Source organism: Halocola ammonii (genome assembly GCF_049334165.1).
GTDB lineage: Bacteria > Bacteroidota > Bacteroidia > Flavobacteriales_D > Sanyastnellaceae > JBEGHD01.
Map to the genome: position 1 here is coordinate 126934 of NZ_JBEGHD010000001.1, position 17587 is coordinate 144520.

The window sequence follows — 17587 nt, forward strand, 5'->3', positions numbered from 1 at the left end:
TTCGAACAGTCACATTTCAATTATTTAGTCAAAACGATTAGCTTGGAGGTCGAAAAACTATTCGATACTTCTGGAACTCTCAATCCTATATCGCAATGGAGAACACCTGGAAACATTTTCCAGAAATCTCACTTCGGAATTTATCCGTGAGAAAATCCTGTCCCTCAATTGGAATAATTTTCATGAAGTACTGCTAGTTCGGGGAGATAATTTCTCCGCAGTTGGCGGAGACTTGAGCAAGGATGGACTTTCCTATCACTGTGAAGTCAATGGCATTATGGAGATTTCAAACCGAAAGCCAAAATCTATTGATGACCTGGTCAACATCATGTTATTTCATTTTTCCCAGGGGATTTCTCTTCCCTCAGACAAAGCTTTTTCAAATAACAGATTAGACACCAATCGGGGTAAGGTGATAACTCCAGATCTCAATGCCCGAAAGAGAGTCATTAAAAACAAATATTTCGAAGCTGATCGGATCGAAAAGAAGAAACGATTGGTGCGTCTCATTCTCGCGTCTCTCACTTTTCTGATCGTTCCAACTTTCGTTTATATTTCTTTTAGCGGAAACTTACCGTACTACTTAAACAATACTGTGCAAACAAAAGCTGAGGTAGTCAACACCCGCCCATTCCAAATTATTGGGCGTCACAAGATTTATGTCAAATATTTCTACGAAGTGAAAGGTCATGTTTACGAGGGAACATTTAAACAAACTAAGTCTTTTCATCATGTTCCTCTATTAACTAAAGACAGCCTGGTTATCGAGTATCTCGAAAACGATCCTTCAACCTCCCGCCCTATTTCAGTCCACAGTGTCTGGTCTGAAACTCACCCAAATAAACTCAGGCCTCCATCTTCAATTCCTAAGAAATCAAACTAGCTCAAATTTTGTCGCCCAGAAGGCGTTTTTAAAAGACCTCCATCCCCACCACATTCTTATTTTTGCAAGCTATGGCAGAAAAGAAACCGATTATCATTGGCTCGCGCGGAAGCGACCTCGCTTTGTGGCAAGCTAACTTTGTGAAAGATCGCCTCACCGAGCTGGGTGAAAAAGCAGAAATCAAGATCATCAAAACGCAAGGCGATAAGATTCAGCACCTTAGTTTTGACAAGATGGAAGGCAAGGGATTTTTCACCAAAGAAATTGAAGCCGAGCTGCTCGATGGTACTATCGATCTGGCAGTGCACTCCCACAAAGATCTGGAAACGACCAACCCCGAAGGTCTCACCATCGCTGCCGTGAGTAGCAGAGCCAATCCGGCCGACTTGCTGCTTATCAACCCAGACGCGGTGAAAGACAAACTGAAATTTCATCTCAAGTCCAACCCAGTGGTGGGAACTTCCTCTGCCAGACGCAAAGCCCAGTTGCTGTTTTTCCGCCCGGATGCGAAGATCAAAGACCTTCGCGGGAACGTTCCTACTCGCATTCAAAAACTCAAGGACGGTCAGTATGATGCCATCCTGATTGCAAAAGCCGGAATCGACCGACTGAACATCGACCTAAGCGATCTGCACGTTTTTGAGATGGATCCCACAGTTTTCATTCCGGCTCCGGCCCAGGGCGTTTTGGGACTGCAAGTTCGGGAGGGCGATAAAGACCTCATTGAAACGCTCAAATCGCTTAATGATGAAGAAGTAGCTGAGAGAATTGCCGTAGAAAGAAATGTTCTCAAATTGATGAAAGGCGGCTGCCAAATGCCACTTGGTGTGTACTGCGTAAAAACAGATGACGAATACTTTGTTTATTCCGCTCTGGCCGATGCCTGGGATGCTCCCTTGAGGCGCGACTATGTGGAGACCAACACCCTCGCAGGAGTGGCTGAGGGAATCGCCAAAAGGCTTCAGCTCAAAGAACACAAAAGAACAGTTTTCATCTCTCGCGGTTTGCCCGAAAACTCAGACATCAAAAGACTGCTGAGCAATATGGGAGTGAAATTGATCGACACTACGCTGATTCAGTCCGAGGCGCTTTCGTTTAGCTACGACAACGACCCCGACTGGATTTTCTTCTCTTCGAGAAATGCCGTCCACTACTTTTTCGGTCAGCACAAACCTTCTTCAAAATCGAAAATGGCAGCGCTCGGAAAGGGTACTGCCGATGAACTGTCGCGCTACGCTAAAGTCGACTTCGCTGGCTCAGGTGCCGATACCAAAGCCATTGCAGAAAGCTTCAAAGCCAAAGTTGGCAAAGGCACCGTGATGTTTCCGCAGTCGAAGCAGAGCTTGCGCTCAATCCAAAGCGTTTTCCCCGAAGAGCAGGTAGAAAATGTGGTCTGCTACGAAACGCTGGCTGACCCCAAACCGATTCATGCGGATGTACTTTTCTTCACGAGTCCGAGCAACACCAGCGCCTACCTGATGATGAACGACATCGAACCTCATCAACTAGTGGTGGGGATGGGTGCTTCCACTTCGAACTTTATGAAAGAGCGAGGCCACACGGTGGTTGCCACTCCGAGAAACTACTCGGACCTGGCCATTTTGGATGCCATCCTTTATGCGCTGAGCCTCGAGGAACCAGTGAGTGAAGATGCCTGAGAAACTTCCCAGATCATTTTATCAAAGAGAGGATGTGGTGCAGATTGCCAGAGATTTGCTGGGCAAACAGCTGGTAACTGAAATAGGAGGAGTCAGGACCTCAGCAAAAATCGTGGAGACGGAGGCCTACAAAGGTTCCACCGATCGCGCTTGCCACGCTTTTAACTACCGAAAGACCAAACGAACAGCAGTGATGTTTGAACCAGGAGGAGTTGCCTACGTCTACCTGTGCTACGGAATACACCACCTTTTCAATATCATCACCAATATTGAAGGTGAGCCCGATGCGGTTTTGATTCGCGCAGCCGAACCTCTCGAAGGAATTGAAGAAATGCTTGCGCGGAGAGAGATGACAGAACTCAAAGCGAGACTTACAGCCGGACCCGGAAGTTTGTCCAAAGCTCTCGGCATTCGAAAAGAACAAACAGGTGTTGATCTGACCGATGACCAGATTTGGCTGGAAGATTACGGTGAAACTATTAGCTCAGAATTGATCATCGCTTCCCCTCGAGTGGGAATCGACTATGCCGGAGAAGACGCCAAACTTCCCTGGCGATTCAGGGTGAAAGAAAACAAGTGGGTGAGTCCAGCGAAGTAATTTATCGCGCTTTCAACTCTTTTACATCGTTGTGAATTTCGTTGACCATTGAGGTCAGCTTACCGAGACCGTCAAAAGAAGCAAAGCCTTCGGGCAATGAAAAAGTGACGTAGCCCAGCGCTTTCCAGATTTCCGTCACCTGATCTACCGGCACATCGAAAGGATCGTATTCCGGGTTGTCGGATTTCAAAACAAAGCGATTGTTCTCCTGAACTTCGTTGACTACTCGCTTATAAACCACGCCTTCATCCAAAGTGACAAACACACAGCACTGACCGTCTTTCACAGTTTTCCAATCGTCTACAAACTGGCAGATCACGTAACTTCCAGAAGGAACCGGAAGCATGCTGTCACCTTCAGTTTGGAAGATTCTGTAGGTGCGATCCTGGGTCATTTCCGGGAAAGGCATCTCAAATTGTGGCAGCTGCTCGATGAACTCCATGTCACCGTAGTTGCTCAGATAACCGGCCGAGGCGCGTTGCGGTACAAGTGGAATCAACTCCTTGCCCTCAGAGCGATCGATGCTCACCGGGAGAATTCTCAAGTTGTCTTTGATGTTGAGATCGTAGGTTCCGGCTTTGGCGGTTTCGAGTCTTTTGCTGAGAAGGTCATCGAGACTGACTTTAAAAAAGTGCGCCATCGAGATGAGCGTTTTGAGCTTGGGCTCTGCTCTGCCCTCTTCGTAGGCGCCAATTACGGAGCGGTTCACTCCGAGTTTATTGGCTAAATCGGTTTGGGTGAGATCTTTCTGCTTTCGCAAAAATTTGAGGTTTGCCGGCAACGTGGTCATTTTGATCGATTTATGAGCATGCCAGCGAAGTTAGCAAAAATTAAAAATCAAGTTGAACTGATTCTAAGCCTTTTTCAAGAACTGAGTCTTCAAAACTACCTGGCTCTTACCGACTTTGCACTCCACCTCATCGGGGCTTCCAGTAAGTCTAATATTTTTAATCACGTTGCCGCGTTTCAAGGTTTTCGACATGCCTTTCACCTTGAGGTCTTTTACTACGTGAACGGAATCCCCGTCTTCGAGGATGTTGCCGTTACTGTCTTTTGTTTCCATTGACGGTTATAATAATGGACATTAGATCTTCATCTCCGGCACCTCATCGGGCACAACCAAATCGCCTTCTGTCGCAGCTTTAATTTCTTCTACCGTAACGCCAGGAGCGCGCTCTAGTAAATGAAACTTTTCGTCTTTGATTTCGAGCGTGGCCATGTTCGTCACAATCTTGGTCACACACTTCACTCCAGTGAGGGGAAGCGTGCATTCGCGAAGTAACTTCGATTTTCCGGCTTTATTGGTGTGCATCATGGCAACGATGATGTTTTGAGCCGATGCCACGAGATCCATCGCTCCACCCATACCTTTCACCATTTTACCTGGAATCTTCCAGTTGGCGATGTTTCCATTTTGGGCCACTTCCATAGCACCGAGAACAGTGAGCTGAACGTGCTGCCCACGAATCATCCCAAAGCTTGTAGCTGAATCGAAGTATACAGCTCCAGGGCGAGCAGTGATGGTTTGCTTTCCGGCATTGATCAAGTCTGGATCTACCTCATCCTCGGTTGGGAAACGACCCATTCCGAGAATTCCGTTTTCCGATTGAAACTCAACATCGATGTGATCGGGAATGTAGTTGGCCACCATGGTGGGAATTCCGATTCCCAAATTCACGTACCAACCGTCCTGAAGTTCCTGAGCGATGCGTTTTGCAATTCCGTGTTTATCTAGCATGATGTTTTTCTTTAAGATTCGCGAACGGTACGCTGTTCGATGCGTTTTTCGTAGTTCACTCCCTGGAAGATGCGCTGAACAAAAATCCCCGGAGTGTGAATTTCGTTGGGGTCGAGCTCACCTGCAGGAACGAGTTCTTCAACTTCTGCCACAGTGATTTTTCCGGCCATGGCCATCAGTGGGTTGAAGTTGCGAGCTGTCGCTTTGAAAATCAGGTTTCCGGCCGTGTCTCCTTTCCAGGCTTTCACCAGAGCAAAATCCGCGGTAAGGGCCGACTCCAAAATGTGCGGCTTTCCGTCAAATTCACGGACTTCCTTGTTTCCCTGAACTTCGGTTCCGTATCCAGCTGGAGTAAAGAAAGCGGGAATGCCAACACCTCCGGCACGGCATCTCTCAGCCAGCGACCCCTGAGGAATGAGATCCACCTCGAGCTCACCGCTGAGCATCTGGCGCTCGAATTCATCGTTTTCTCCCACATAGGAAGAAATCATTTTCTTGACTTGCTTTTTCTTGAGAAGGAGTCCGAGTCCGAAATCGTCAACTCCGGCATTGTTGGAAATGCAGGTGACATCCTGGACGTTGAGCCTCACCAATTCCGAAATGCAGTTTTCGGGAATTCCGCAAAGTCCAAAGCCTCCGAGCATGAGTGTCATGCCGTCTTTCACACCCTCGCATCCTTCGCGAGCGTCTTTAACTACTTTATTGATAACAGCCATTTCTTCGCTTTTTTAGGGATCGCCAAATTAGAAATTTTGACGGGACTGGAGAAATGAACCTTCAGGAAAGCAGGACGCACTAAATCGATTAGGTTCTGTTTGAAAAATTAATCAAACAATTCACCATCGTCATCACCATTGAAGTTGTTGAAGCGCTTTACATAATCAGAGCAATTCAGATTGATGCCAATGTCAACATCGGGTTCTGTAAAATCCTCTTTGGAAATGCTCAGCGAGTCGTCTGCGTAGACATCCTGCATGTAGTAGCCGTAGATCGGCAGACCGGTATTAGCTCCCTGTCCGTAGTAAGTTCGTGAGAAACGAACGGTAGGATCCTGAGCTCCCACCCACACTCCGGTTACCAAATCGGGAGTGAGACCCATAAACCAACCATCGGTGTTATTTTGGGTTGTTCCGGTTTTTCCGGCCATTGGTGCCTTAATGTTGTCGTACTTTCTGCTGGCCACGTCCATTCTCAGGCGAACTCCAGTACCCATCGTTTCATCCTTTTCACGGTTGTAGGCACCATCCACCACTCCTTTCATCATTTCTAATGTGATGTAAGCCGAGCGTTCATCCAGCGCCTCTCGCGTCTCTGGCGAAGCTTCAAAAATCATGTTTCCGTTTTTGTCTTCGATGCGAGTGATCAAAATCGGCTCGATGTAAACTCCCTTGTTCACCAGTGCTGAGTAAGCAGCCACCATTTCGTAGAGCTTCACCTCGGCAACTCCAAGGGCGATAGATGGCACTGCAGGCAACGGACTCTCGATTCCCATATCGCGCGCCAGCCTGATCACCGGTTCGGGACCGTATTTTTTGATGAGCATGGCCGTGATCGTGTTGATCGAATTGGCAAGTGCATACTCGAGCGTCACCATTTCTCCGTATTCAAAATCGGAGTTGTCGGGACACCACTGCGGCTGCCCGTCTGGCATGTCGATGCAGATTTTCTGATTGGGATACTCCGTGCAAGGATGTTCTCCAAAACGAATTGCCGTAGCATAAACAAATGGCTTGAAGGTAGATCCCACCTGTCTGCGCGACTGGTAAACGTTATCGAACTTGTAATGCTTAAAGTCAACCCCACCTACCCAGGCTTTTACAAAACCTGTTTGTGGATCCATCGACATCAGCCCTGCATGCAAAAATGCTTTGTGATATCGGATCGAATCCAATGGCGACATGGTGGTGTCAATGTCGCCACCGTAGCTGAAGACTTTCATTTCAGTTGGCTCTTCAAAAACCTGCATCACAGAATCTTCCGGAAGTCTTCTCCAGTAGTGGCCGCAACCGCCTTCATCTTCCATACAGTGAAACATGTCTTTTCCGTCCTGGATTACCGGCTCAATGTAGTGAGCCGGCCTTTCGCAATCCGGGCAGAGCTTTCCGGTCATCATTTTGTATCTGCGACTTTCTTTTACTGCGCTGTTCATGATGCGCTCCATGTCGCGCGGATCGATTCCGTTATAAAAAGGGAAGTTTTTGTCTCTCCGTTTGGTGAGGTCGTGCCAAAAGTCTTTTTGAAGCTCTCCCGCAATGTGTGTTTCCACAGCATTTTCAGCGTACTGCTGCATTCTGGAGTCGAGTGTGGTGTAGATTTTCAAACCATCTCCGTATAGGTCATAAGGCTCGCCATCACTATTTGTCATCACGAAGTTTCCATCTTCGTCTTTTTCTTCGAGCATGTTGGTCACGCGCTGCCTCACCACCTCTCTGAAGTACGGTGCCATTCCTTCATCGTGACTTACTCTCTGGAAATCTAGACCGAGCGGCAACTGACGAAGCGAGTCGTAGGCAGCCTCTTCCAGAAAGCCGTATTTCACCATCTGGTTCATCACAACTTCTCTGCGGTCGAGCACCATTTGCTCCCTCCTCAAAGGATTAAAAAGGGCTGCGTTCTTTAACATCCCCACGAGCATGGCACTTTCCTGAATGTTGAGTGAGTCAACCGGTTTGTTGAAATAAATCTCTGCCGCACTTTTAATTCCCACTGCCTGATTGATAAAGTCGTAGCGATTGAGATAAAGCGCAATAATTTCGTCCTTGGTGTAACGCTTCTCAAGACGGGCCGCGATGATCCACTCCTGTAGTTTCTGCCAAACCCGTTCTTTAAAGTTCTTGGTATAATCTCCTGTAAAAAGCATCTTGGCCAACTGCTGGCTGATGGTACTTCCTCCACCTTTGCTTCCCATGTAGGCCACGGCTCGGGCGGTTCCGATGAAGTCTATTCCCGAATGGTCATAGTAACGCGCATCCTCCGTTGCGATCAAGGCGTTGACAAGATGATCCGGAAGCCGATCAAATTTTACATCTGATCTGTTCTCGCGGTAGTAGCGACCGATCACCTTCTTGTCGGTGGTGTAAACTTCTGTTGCGAGGTTGGTCTTGGGATTTGCGAGCTCTGCCGTTTTAGGTAGGTCGCTATTGCTGGCGGCAAAAAGCAGGAGTCCAAATCCCACGATGGGAAGCAAGATGATGATCCAAAAAAGGATCACCAGTCTTTTATAATTAGACTTCTTCTCTCTTTTATTTCCGGCTTGTTTCTTTGTCATAACTTAAAAGGCGAAACGGTGTGATGGAAGATTTATGTTTCTGCAAGTTCTAAACTTTTGCAAAAGTACGCGGGCTACAGCTACTTTTTTGAATTCGATTGACAAAAAACTTTAATCTTTGCGCTGAAAGGCCGGGGGAGAACTCTCAAGTTACTAATTTTGCCGCTCTTCCGAATCAACGAAAGCAAGTATGGAAATCCTTATAAAAGCAGCACAGCTTATTCTCAGTTTATCTATTCTCGTAGTGCTGCACGAATTTGGTCACTTTTTGCCAGCCAAATGGTTTAAGACGAAAGTCGAAAAATTCTACCTCTTTTTTAATCCAGGATTTTCTCTTTTGAAATTCAAGAAGGGAGAAACTGAATACGGTGTGGGATGGCTGCCGCTTGGCGGATATGTGAAAATTGCCGGGATGATTGACGAAAGCATGGACAAGGAGCAGATGAAAAAGCCTGCCCAGCCTTGGGAGTTTCGTTCAAAACCAGCCTGGCAACGATTGATTATCATGGTTGGTGGAGTGACGGTGAATTTGGTACTAGGGTTTTTGCTATTCGCAATGATAATGGGTGTTTGGGGAAGAACTTTCCTGCCGGTTGAAAACACTACTTACGGTGTGCATCCCGACACAGTGATGGAGCAGTACGGTTTTCAGGATGGCGACCTGCCGATAGAAGCCAACGGAAAGCCAATTGAGTCTGTGAACCAGCTCAACAAGGACCTTTTGCTGGAAGACATTTCGACTGTTACCATCACTCGTGAGGGTGCCAGAAAAACGCTTGAGATACCAGCAGACTTCGGACAGTTATTGATCGACAGCGGTGTGAAAGTTCCATTTTCCACAAGGATTCCCGCTGTGATCGACACCGTTATTCACGGTACACCTGCTTTTGCTGCCGGAATGCAAAAAGGAGATAGTCTGATTGCAGTGAACGATGTCAACAGTCCATTCTTTCAGGACCTTGCTTCAGAAATCCGAAATAGCAAAGACCAGGAAATTTCCATTTCATTCTATAGAGACGGAACTCTAAATGAAAAATCAATTGAAGTGACGGAAGAAGGGACAATTGGCTTTGGACCAAAAAACCCATTTGAGTATAAAACCATCGAATACGGTTTTCTCGAGGCTATCCCCGCGGGATTTGAACTTGCAGGAAATGTCTTGAGCGACTACGTGGTTTCGCTTAAGTTTCTTTTCTCAGAAGCCGGAGTCAAACAAGTTGGTGGATTTATAGCCATCGGAAACCTCTTCGAAGCCGAGTGGAACTGGCATTCATTTTGGCACACCACGGCTCTCCTGTCGCTGATTTTGGCGTTTATGAACATATTGCCAATTCCAGCCCTGGATGGAGGTCACGTGCTGTTTTTACTCTACGAGATCATCACAGGTCGTGCACCGAGCGAGAAGTTCCTGGAGCGTGCTCAGCTCATCGGAATTATCATCCTTTTGGGACTGCTACTTCTCGCCAACGGAAACGACATTATCAGGGTGTTTTTCTAGGCGTCAAGCACTTCAGCTGACTGTGTTCTCTTCTTCTTCAAAGCCAGCGCTCCGATGAGCGTGTAGATGAATCCGACTGGGAATATCTCGAAGAAGGTGTAGAAGATCATCATGTGGGTTTTCTTGTAGCTCTCTCTTTGCTCTTCGAGTGTGGCTTTTAGCTCCTTGTAATCCGCTTCCGAGAGATCCTGGTTTTCGAGGTTTTCTATTTGCTGCCCAAAGTAGTTGTCTGCAAAATCCGGCATGAAAATCGGTTGGTAGATCATCCATCCGATGACGTAGACAACGGAGATCACCAGGGTGATGTAAATCCCCGTGAGAAACGCTTTGGAAAATGAGATCTCACCTCCAAGCTCGTGATCGCGAACGCGCTTGATTCCAAAAATTACCGACAGCAAGCCGATAAACATTGCGGCAAAACCGATGATTTCTCCGGCACCAAAATTCATGTCTTCCGAATTTCCCGAGAGAATTGTCATGATGGCCCAGCCTAGAATCATGGTTCCAGATCCAATAAGTCCGCTGATAAAAATGATCTTTTTCATTTCTGATTTTGATTTCGTGATTAATTATAAAGTTTTGGGGCAAACCAACGAAAACCCCGTCAGGAAGCCTTCACCCGTTTGGGTGAATTTAGGTTTTTCACCCGAAAGGGCGATCAATTCAATTCCAACTGGCGCACTTTCTGAACCGCCTGGGTTCTGCGCTGCACATCGAGTTTTGTGTAAATATTTGAGAGGTGGGTTTTCACTGTGTTTTGACTCACGAAAAGCGCTTCGGCAATTTCTTTGTTGGTCATACCGCTGGAGAGCAATTTGAGAACTTCACTTTCTCTTGACGTGAGTTCATAAGTGGAGACCACTTGTTCCCAGGAGATAGGATCTGGGTTTTCACGAGTTTTCTTTTTCTGAAAAATCAGCGCTGTGGCGACACCAACAGCTGCGAAAATCACGGCAATCACCCCTCCGTAAACCTGGAGCGAAAAATCGCTAACCATGGTGCGATACTCCACAACACGAATCGCCAGCAGAAGGATACCGGCCAAAATGGCTACCACAAGTATGATCCAGTCCTTTCTTCTCACTGAGCAAATTTAATCATTACCAGCTCTGGACTGTAAAGTGCTATTAACACAATAGCTTGTAAAAGTCTGTCCTTGTTAACTCACAGCCTCTGCTAAAACTCCTAATTTCGATCAAAATCGTTTTTATGCAGAAACTCGTCTACGCTCTCTTTCTGTCGTTCCTTTTTGTGTGGGCTCCGGAAGCCGATGCCCAAAACGAAACCAGAGCCAAACAGCGCGATCTCTTTGTCGGACAGCCAAAGGCCAAGGTGGTGATCGTACCCTACGAAGGAAAAATGCTGCTCAGCGACATCAATCGCGAGCTTGGAAGCGAACACGACATGACACTTCCAGAAATCAAGGACATCTTCCGCGAAGGACTCTGCCAAATGGTGGCCATGGAAGGAAGCAAGGAGTTCGACACGTTCGACATGATCAACTCTGGGGAAAAAGCAGTTTACCAGGACATTCAGTTTATCTTCAACAATCTGGGCTATAAGTACACCGAAGTCCCTAAAAGTGCAGAGGAAGAAGAAGAGGAAAATGTGATTGACCGCATTGAAGAGAAGGTCGAAGAAAAACAAAATCCCAAGCAAAAAGGTCGAGGAGTTTACGTTGCCAAAGGTGAGATTCGCTCCAACTACGACAACCGCGAACGATTTATGGACGCGCGCATTCTCAAGCCAGAGCTGTTTGAGTACCTTCAGGAAACTTACGAAGCCGATTACTTCTTTTTCATCACTCAGCTCGATGTAAAAGTGATGCGCACACCGGAGATGCCCGAGTGGACTACTGCAGAGCGCAGGCTGAAAATGCACTATACCATTTTTGACGGGTCGGGCGAAAAAGTTGCGGGTTCGGCTTCATACGCCTATTTTGGACCCGAAGTAAAAGACATCTTTCAGATCGTGAAAAATTACTTTCCGATTCTTGCAGAAGAAGCTCTGAAAAGCATTCCAACTGCGGAAGAGGAAGAAGAACAGAAGAGCACCGAGCAGCCCGATGAAGAACAAAAACAGGAAAGCTCGCCTTCTACAAGATTACTGGAAGACGATGACGATGATTTTTAACACAACCTGCTGATGAACCTCGATGCTTACGTACTGGTAATTGCAGCGTCACTTATAGTGATTCTCTCTTACTTTTTCAATGTGATTTCCAAGAAAACGAACGTGCCCAGTGTGCTGCTGCTCATCGTGCTTGGTATCCTCATAAAACAAGGTGGAAAATACATCGGGCTGGACATTCCGGAGATGAATACCTTGCTCGAAGCCCTTGGCGCCATCGGGCTGATACTCATCGTTCTCGAAGCCGCCCTGGATCTGGAGCTTACCCGGGAGAAATGGCCCTTGATCTGGAAATCCTTCACGGTCGCTTTTGCATCGCTCATCATTTCTACCGGAGCCATCGCTTTGGTGTTCTACAACTTTGTTTTCGAAGGCGAAGGAGCAGCCCTCTCTTCTGTGATTTACGCGATACCTCTTTCAGTGATGAGTAGTGCAATCATTATCCCCAGTGTAGGTGGGTTGCGCAAAGACAGAAAAGAGTTCATGGTTTACGAAGGAACATTTAGCGACATCCTGGGGATCATGTTTTTCTATTTTGTAACAGGTAACCAGGACGAGACAGCCGGAAACATTATACTCAACGTTTCGATAAACATCATCGCTACGCTGTTGCTCTCCTTTGTGGCCTGTTACATCATCATTTTCATTTTTCAGCGCATAAAGAGTCAGGTAAAGCTGTTCCTCATCATCGCCATACTCACACTTCTCTACGCAGTAGGTAAAAAAATTCACCTTTCGTCACTGATCTTGATCCTGATTTTTGGATTGATGCTCAACAACTACAAGCTTTTCTTTAGAGGCAGGCTCAGGAAATTTATTGACGATGGGGTGCTGATTCGGATACTTCAAGACTTTCACCTGCTCACGCTCGAAAGTGCTTTTGTGATCCGAACATTTTTCTTTGTGATCTTTGGTGTTACCATCACACTGGCTTCCATCTTCAACTGGGAAGTGGTTTTCTACAGCATGGTTTTCACCACCATGCTCTACGTAATTCGACTCGTTTTCTTGCTGATCTTCCAAAAGGAAAATGTCTTTCCTCTGCTCTACATCGCCCCTCGAGGTTTGATCACGATTCTCCTGTTCTTCGGAATTCCCGCTGAGCTGGCTACCGATGAGTTCGAACCCGGAATTTTGCTTTTCATGATTATCACCACGAATATCATCATGACTATTTCGCTGATTCAAACCGGCCTTGAAATTAAGCCCGTTCTTACTGACCACCAACCGTCTAGCAGCAAAAAGCAAAACGGCAAACAGAACGGTGATAACTCTGGAAAGTTAGAAAAGGGAGGAAATGGTGATAAAAAACCTGGAAGCCAAAGCGAACCTGGAAATCAAAATGGCTCCAACCAACAACAGAGCTGATTAAAAAAATCACACCGCCATGAGCGAGGAAAACCTCATCGACTTAAACCATCTGAAAAACATCAGCGGAGGTAACAGGGAATTCGTTTGTGAGATTTTGCAAATATTCGTGCTTCAAACTCCAGAGGAACTGGACAAGTTGCATTCTCACATTGAAAAGGACGAGTTTGAAAAAATCGAGTACTACTCTCATAAGCTGAAATCGGCCGCAGATTCAATCGGTTTTGTAGAAGGCCAAATGCTTTTCAAACAAATCGAAGACCATGCACATCAGAAAGCTGGCGATCAAATCCCGATGCTTTTCTCCAAAGTAAAAGAAACGTGCTCGCGTGCTTTCTCTCAGGTGGAAAAGGAGCTGGATTCGGGCGTGTAAGATTTCGCTTACACACCCCAAAGAGTGCTTCCTACCAGTGAACTTTCACTTTAGGACTTTATTTGTGTAAATAAATGAAAGCACAAACATGATTGACCTGCATCTTCTCACCAGAATTACGAGAGACGACTACTCGTTTTTGAGTATGATCAGTCAGAAAATCTGCAACAGCAACGACAAGTTCAGAGCACAGTTTGATGCTGCCATGCAGGACAAGAACTGGAATCACTGCTACTTCCTTTTACTGGAGTTTTTCAAGAAAACATCGGCTTACAGCACCGGAAATTTTAAAAGTGCTGTACAAAATACGCTGGACACAGTGAAGATTTCGGACAGCAATGAATCCAGGAAAATGGCTTGTGAAAACATTCTTCAAAGAATTCAGGATGGCACCGATAATTTAAAATCGCGCTTCCCTTCTCCGACTGTTCAGGACTGAGATCAACACAGTTCATAAACTTTGCCCGGCAGCGACCTCACAAGTCCATTGAATTCCATGTTTAGCAGTAGCGAACTCGTCTTGCTCATCGGAATTCCGCTTTCCACACTCAGCTCATCGATGGCCGACTTGCCCGACTGCAAAGCTTCAACAATTCTCTCTTCCTCTTCTGTAAGATCGATGAACAGCTTTTGCTGATTTGACGATGGAGTTACACTTTCTCTGTTCCACCCCATCACGCGCATCACATCGTCTGCAGATTGCACCAGCGAAGCTTTTTGTTCCTGAATGAGTCGATTGCACCCGATGGAGTAAGTGTCGCCCACTCTCCCTGGCAACGCCATCACATCGCGGCTGTAGGAGAAAGCAAGATTGGCTGTGATTAACGAACCTCCTTTGTGACCGGACTCCACTACCAAAACACCATCGGCCATGCCGGCAACTATTCTATTTCTCTTTGGGAAATTCTGAGCATCGGGCTTTGTTCCTTTTCTAAACTCGCTGATCACACCTCCGTTTTTCATCATTTTTTCTGCCGTGCTCCTGTGCAGCGAAGGATAAAAACGATCGAGGCCATGACCAAGGCAGCCAATAGTTGGAAGATCATTTTTCAATGCGGACTTGTGCGCACAGATGTCGATCCCGTAAGCCATTCCGCTCACAATAGTAACGCCTGTGTCGGATAGATCACCAATTATTTTTTCGCACTCGTCAAGCCCATAAGGCGTGGCCCTACGTGTGCCAACGACTGAAAGCATCCGACCCGGATTCATCTTCAAATTGCCCTTTCCGTAGAGAACCAGCGGACTGTCCTGGCAATATTTTAGGCGATTTGGATACTCTTTGTCCAGGTAAAAGTAGATCGAGACTCCATTTTCTTCAGCAAAGTCAACCTCTTTCTGAGCTTCTTCCAGAAGGTCGTCATTAAATTCATCTTTGATCAGCTTGGCACGAACTCCCTCGATTCCTTTAAATCCACTTTTCGAAGCTTCAAATACTTCTTTCACACCTCCGCAGTGCGAAACCAGTTTTCGCGCATTGATAGGACCGAGATTTTTGACAAGAGTGAGTGCTACTTTGTAGACAACATCTTCTGAATAGTTCATTTTCAAGTTGTTTGGCAATCTCAAAAATAGATAAAACGGCCATTGAACCAAAGCCATTCGGCAAACTGCTATTTTAGTATCATTGCATGTCTCCCGACCGAAGCGTTATGAAAAAGCATCTCTGGCTCTCACTTTTCTTCTCGCTCATTTTTGCGATAGCTTCCAACGCGCAAGAAGTTTCGGGAATTGTCAAGTCTGCTGTTTCTGGTGAATCGCTCCCGGGTGTGACGGTCACTTCAAAATCGGGAAAAGGAACCTCTACCGATGCTGATGGTTTTTACCGGCTAGCACTAGACAGCGGCAAGCACACAGTCTCTTTTTCTTTCATCGGTTTTGAAAAAGTAACTGAGAAAATTGCACTGGAGGTTGGCGAAACGCTTTCTCTCAACATTTCTTTGAATCCCTCTGCCGAGCTGCTCGAAATCGCTGTGGTATCTGCCGGAAAATTCGAGCAGGACCTCGAGGACCTCACTGTTTCGATGGAAGTTATAAAGCCCGACCTTATTCAAAATAAAAACACAACCGAGCTGCAAACTGTGATGCAGCAAACTCCGGGAGTGAGCATTGTGGATGGCGAGCCGCAAATCCGCAGTGGAAGTGGCTACAGCTTTGGAGCTGGCAGCAGGGTGCAGATTTTGGTCGATGACCTACCCATCCTTTCGGGTGATGCCGGGCGACCGAGTTGGGGATTTTTACCGGTTGAAAATGTAGAGCAAATCGAAGTGGTGAAAGGAGCCTCTTCGGTACTTTACGGAAGCGCGGCCTTAAGTGGAGTAATCAACATTCGCACGAGTTTTCCCAGAGACACGGCCGTGACCAGAGTCCAGGTTTTTCAGGGAATTTACAGCAACCCTCAAACTGAAGAAGCGGTCTACTGGGAGCGAAACCCGCTCAAGTCGGGAGTGAATTTTTTACATTCACAAAAGTTTGGAAACCTCGACCTCTCGGTGAGTGGTAATGCGCTGGTTGACGAAGGCTACCTCGGCCCGATTGAAGGTGATGGATCGGCCTACTCACCAGCAAACGTGAATCGCTACAATGGTGAATCGCGCATTCGCGGAAATTTGAAAATGCGCTATCGCTCGAAGAAAGTTGAAGGACTGAGTTACGGCCTCAACACGAGTTGGCTCAAGGGCGAATCGCTGGCCACCTTGATTTGGGAAAACAACAAAGAAGGACTTTACAGAGCTTACGATGGTTCGGCTACACGAACACGCCAGGTGGTTTCTTCGGTAGATCCTTTTGCAGAGCTGGTCACAGAAAATGGCAGCAAGCACTCACTCAACGGGAGGTGGTTTCAGCTCGACAACAACAACGACAACAATCAGGATAATTTTTCGGATGTCTACTACGGGGAATACCAGTATCAGCAGGACTTTGGAAGATTTGGAGTGAGCGACTTAAAAACCACTTTTGGCCTTGTCGGCATCCACACCGACAGTCGCGCAGAGCTCTACTCTGGAGGTGAAACGAACGGAGAAAATCAGTCGCAGAATTTCGCTTCTTACCTTCAGGTCGACAAAACTTTTTTCGACAGGCTGAAGATTTCTGCCGGAGTTCGCTACGAGCATTTCAAAATTAACGACTCTGAAGAGGGAAAACCTGTCTTTCGGGCTGGAGCAAACTACAAACTCAGCAAGGCCACATTTTTGCGAGCGAGCTACGGTCAGGGTTTTCGGTTCCCAACTATTGCCGAAAGATTTTTGCAAACCCAGGCGGGAGCCATTCGGATCTACCCCAACCCAGACCTGAAAGCAGAGACTTCCGAAAGTGTCGAGTTTGGAATAAAACAAGGGTTTAAAATTGGGCGGTTCAAAGGCTACCTTGATGCGGCCGTTTTCTACCAACACTACCAAAATTTCATCGAATTCACGTTCGGCCCCTGGGGCCAGAACCCAACCCCTGAGAATATTTACGGACTCGGTTTTGCCAGTTTAAACACGGGAAATTCGGAGGTTAAAGGTGTAGACATCTCATTGCTCGGTGAGGGCAAAATCGGAAATGTAAATCTTCAAATGCTGGCTGGATACACCTACTCCCTGCCACAAACACTTTCTCCTGAGCTTCCTTACAACGAAGAGGACGAGGTAAGTGTTTTCTATTACGCTCTCACCGGAAGCGCCACAGTGAACTACGAGTCATCGAGCTCAAACACGGATGACAATATTCTGAAGTACAGAATGCAGCATCTCGTTCGGGCCGACATTCAATTGTCGTGGAAAAAGTGGACCTTTGGAACGAGCTTCAGATACAACAGCTTTATGCAAAACATCGATCAGGTTTTTCTGGCTTTGGACGATCCCAACACTTTTGAGCAAGCTCAGGTGAACACTGGAATCACCGAGTGGCGAGAGAATCACGACAATGGCGACTACGTTTTTGACGGTCGTCTTTTGTTCAACATCAAACCCAACCAAATTGTGGGATTGATTGTGAGCAATGTGTTGAACAGAGAATACACCATCAGGCCGCTCGTTATCGAGGCTCCGAGAGAAACCACAATTCAATACACTCTAAAATTTTAGTTC

Annotated in this window: 17 protein-coding genes; 9 read left to right on the forward strand and 8 right to left on the reverse strand. The window is 46.7% G+C overall.

All coding sequences use genetic code 11. The features are described 5' to 3' along the window. Window positions 1–277: 277 nt before the first annotated feature. The 3 genes from ABHV44_RS00530 (at window position 278) to ABHV44_RS00540 (ending at window position 3139) form a co-directional block, all read left to right on the forward strand. Window positions 278–883 (forward strand): hypothetical protein, encoded by a 606-nt coding sequence (locus ABHV44_RS00530; protein ID WP_459072678.1) that lies wholly within the window; start codon window positions 278–280, stop codon window positions 881–883. Window positions 884–954: 71 nt separating this feature from the next. Next, on the forward strand, window positions 955–2541 hold the full coding sequence (gene hemC / locus ABHV44_RS00535) for a hydroxymethylbilane synthase (protein WP_459072679.1): 1587 nt from the start codon (window positions 955–957) through the stop codon (window positions 2539–2541). Beyond that, on the forward strand, window positions 2534–3139 hold the full coding sequence (locus ABHV44_RS00540; protein WP_459072680.1) for a DNA-3-methyladenine glycosylase: 606 nt from the start codon (window positions 2534–2536) through the stop codon (window positions 3137–3139). The genes hemC and ABHV44_RS00540 overlap by 8 nt, the downstream gene beginning before the upstream one ends. A 1-nt stretch (window position 3140) precedes the next feature. Here the strand turns inward: ABHV44_RS00540 and ABHV44_RS00545 are convergent, their stop codons facing one another. From ABHV44_RS00545 to ABHV44_RS00565, 5 genes are all read right to left on the reverse strand, one after another. Continuing rightward, entirely contained in the window at window positions 3141–3929 is a 789-nt protein-coding gene (locus ABHV44_RS00545) for a helix-turn-helix domain-containing protein (protein WP_459072681.1), read from the reverse strand. Window positions 3930–3992: 63 nt separating this feature from the next. Continuing rightward, window positions 3993–4202 carry an alkylphosphonate utilization protein gene (locus ABHV44_RS00550; protein WP_459072682.1) on the reverse strand — a complete coding sequence of 70 codons (210 nt, stop codon included), beginning with the start codon at window positions 4200–4202 and terminating at the stop codon, window positions 3993–3995. Between the two features lie 21 nt (window positions 4203–4223). Next, the gene (locus ABHV44_RS00555) at window positions 4224–4877 is read right to left on the reverse strand and encodes a 3-oxoacid CoA-transferase subunit B (protein ID WP_459072683.1); all 654 of its coding nucleotides are present in this window, start codon (window positions 4875–4877) and stop codon (window positions 4224–4226) included. 11 nt (window positions 4878–4888) lie between these two features. Then, a complete protein-coding gene (locus ABHV44_RS00560) occupies window positions 4889–5593 on the reverse strand; it encodes a CoA transferase subunit A (protein ID WP_459072684.1) in 705 nt (234 codons plus the stop codon). 107 nt (window positions 5594–5700) lie between these two features. Next, complete coding sequence (locus tag ABHV44_RS00565) at window positions 5701–8145, reverse strand: penicillin-binding protein 1A (protein ID WP_459072685.1); 2445 nt, start codon at window positions 8143–8145, stop codon at window positions 5701–5703. Window positions 8146–8335: 190 nt separating this feature from the next. Between ABHV44_RS00565 and rseP the strand changes: the two genes are divergently transcribed. Continuing rightward, on the forward strand, window positions 8336–9643 hold the full coding sequence (gene rseP, locus ABHV44_RS00570; protein WP_459072686.1) for an RIP metalloprotease RseP: 1308 nt from the start codon (window positions 8336–8338) through the stop codon (window positions 9641–9643). Here the strand turns inward: rseP and ABHV44_RS00575 are convergent. Beyond that, the gene (locus tag ABHV44_RS00575) at window positions 9640–10188 is read right to left on the reverse strand and encodes a DUF4199 domain-containing protein (protein ID WP_459072687.1); all 549 of its coding nucleotides are present in this window, start codon (window positions 10186–10188) and stop codon (window positions 9640–9642) included. The two genes, rseP and ABHV44_RS00575, sit on opposite strands and share 4 nt — an antisense overlap. Before the next feature lie 113 nt (window positions 10189–10301). Continuing rightward, a complete protein-coding gene (locus ABHV44_RS00580; RefSeq protein WP_459072688.1) occupies window positions 10302–10727 on the reverse strand; it encodes a helix-turn-helix transcriptional regulator in 426 nt (141 codons plus the stop codon). A 125-nt stretch (window positions 10728–10852) separates the two neighbouring features. Between ABHV44_RS00580 and ABHV44_RS00585 the strand changes: the two genes are divergently transcribed. From ABHV44_RS00585 to ABHV44_RS00600, 4 genes are all read left to right on the forward strand, one after another. Next, a complete protein-coding gene (locus tag ABHV44_RS00585) occupies window positions 10853–11776 on the forward strand; it encodes a hypothetical protein (RefSeq protein ID WP_459072689.1) in 924 nt (307 codons plus the stop codon). 12 nt (window positions 11777–11788) lie between these two features. Then, window positions 11789–13141, forward strand: a complete 1353-nt coding sequence (locus tag ABHV44_RS00590; protein WP_459072690.1) for a cation:proton antiporter domain-containing protein — start codon at window positions 11789–11791, stop codon at window positions 13139–13141. 19 nt (window positions 13142–13160) lie between these two features. After that, on the forward strand, window positions 13161–13514 hold the full coding sequence (locus ABHV44_RS00595; RefSeq protein WP_459072691.1) for an Hpt domain-containing protein: 354 nt from the start codon (window positions 13161–13163) through the stop codon (window positions 13512–13514). Window positions 13515–13602: 88 nt separating this feature from the next. Continuing rightward, window positions 13603–13953 (forward strand): hypothetical protein, encoded by a 351-nt coding sequence (locus ABHV44_RS00600; protein WP_459072692.1) that lies wholly within the window; start codon window positions 13603–13605, stop codon window positions 13951–13953. A gap of 2 nt (window positions 13954–13955) precedes the next feature. Here ABHV44_RS00600 and dprA read toward each other — a convergent pair whose 3' ends face one another. Beyond that, complete coding sequence (gene dprA, locus ABHV44_RS00605) at window positions 13956–15059, reverse strand: DNA-processing protein DprA (RefSeq protein ID WP_459072693.1); 1104 nt, start codon at window positions 15057–15059, stop codon at window positions 13956–13958. A gap of 107 nt (window positions 15060–15166) precedes the next feature. Here dprA and ABHV44_RS00610 point away from each other — a divergent pair, with 107 nt between their 5' ends. After that, window positions 15167–17584, forward strand: a complete 2418-nt coding sequence (locus ABHV44_RS00610) for a TonB-dependent receptor (RefSeq protein WP_459072694.1) — start codon at window positions 15167–15169, stop codon at window positions 17582–17584. Window positions 17585–17587 lie beyond the last annotated feature (3 nt).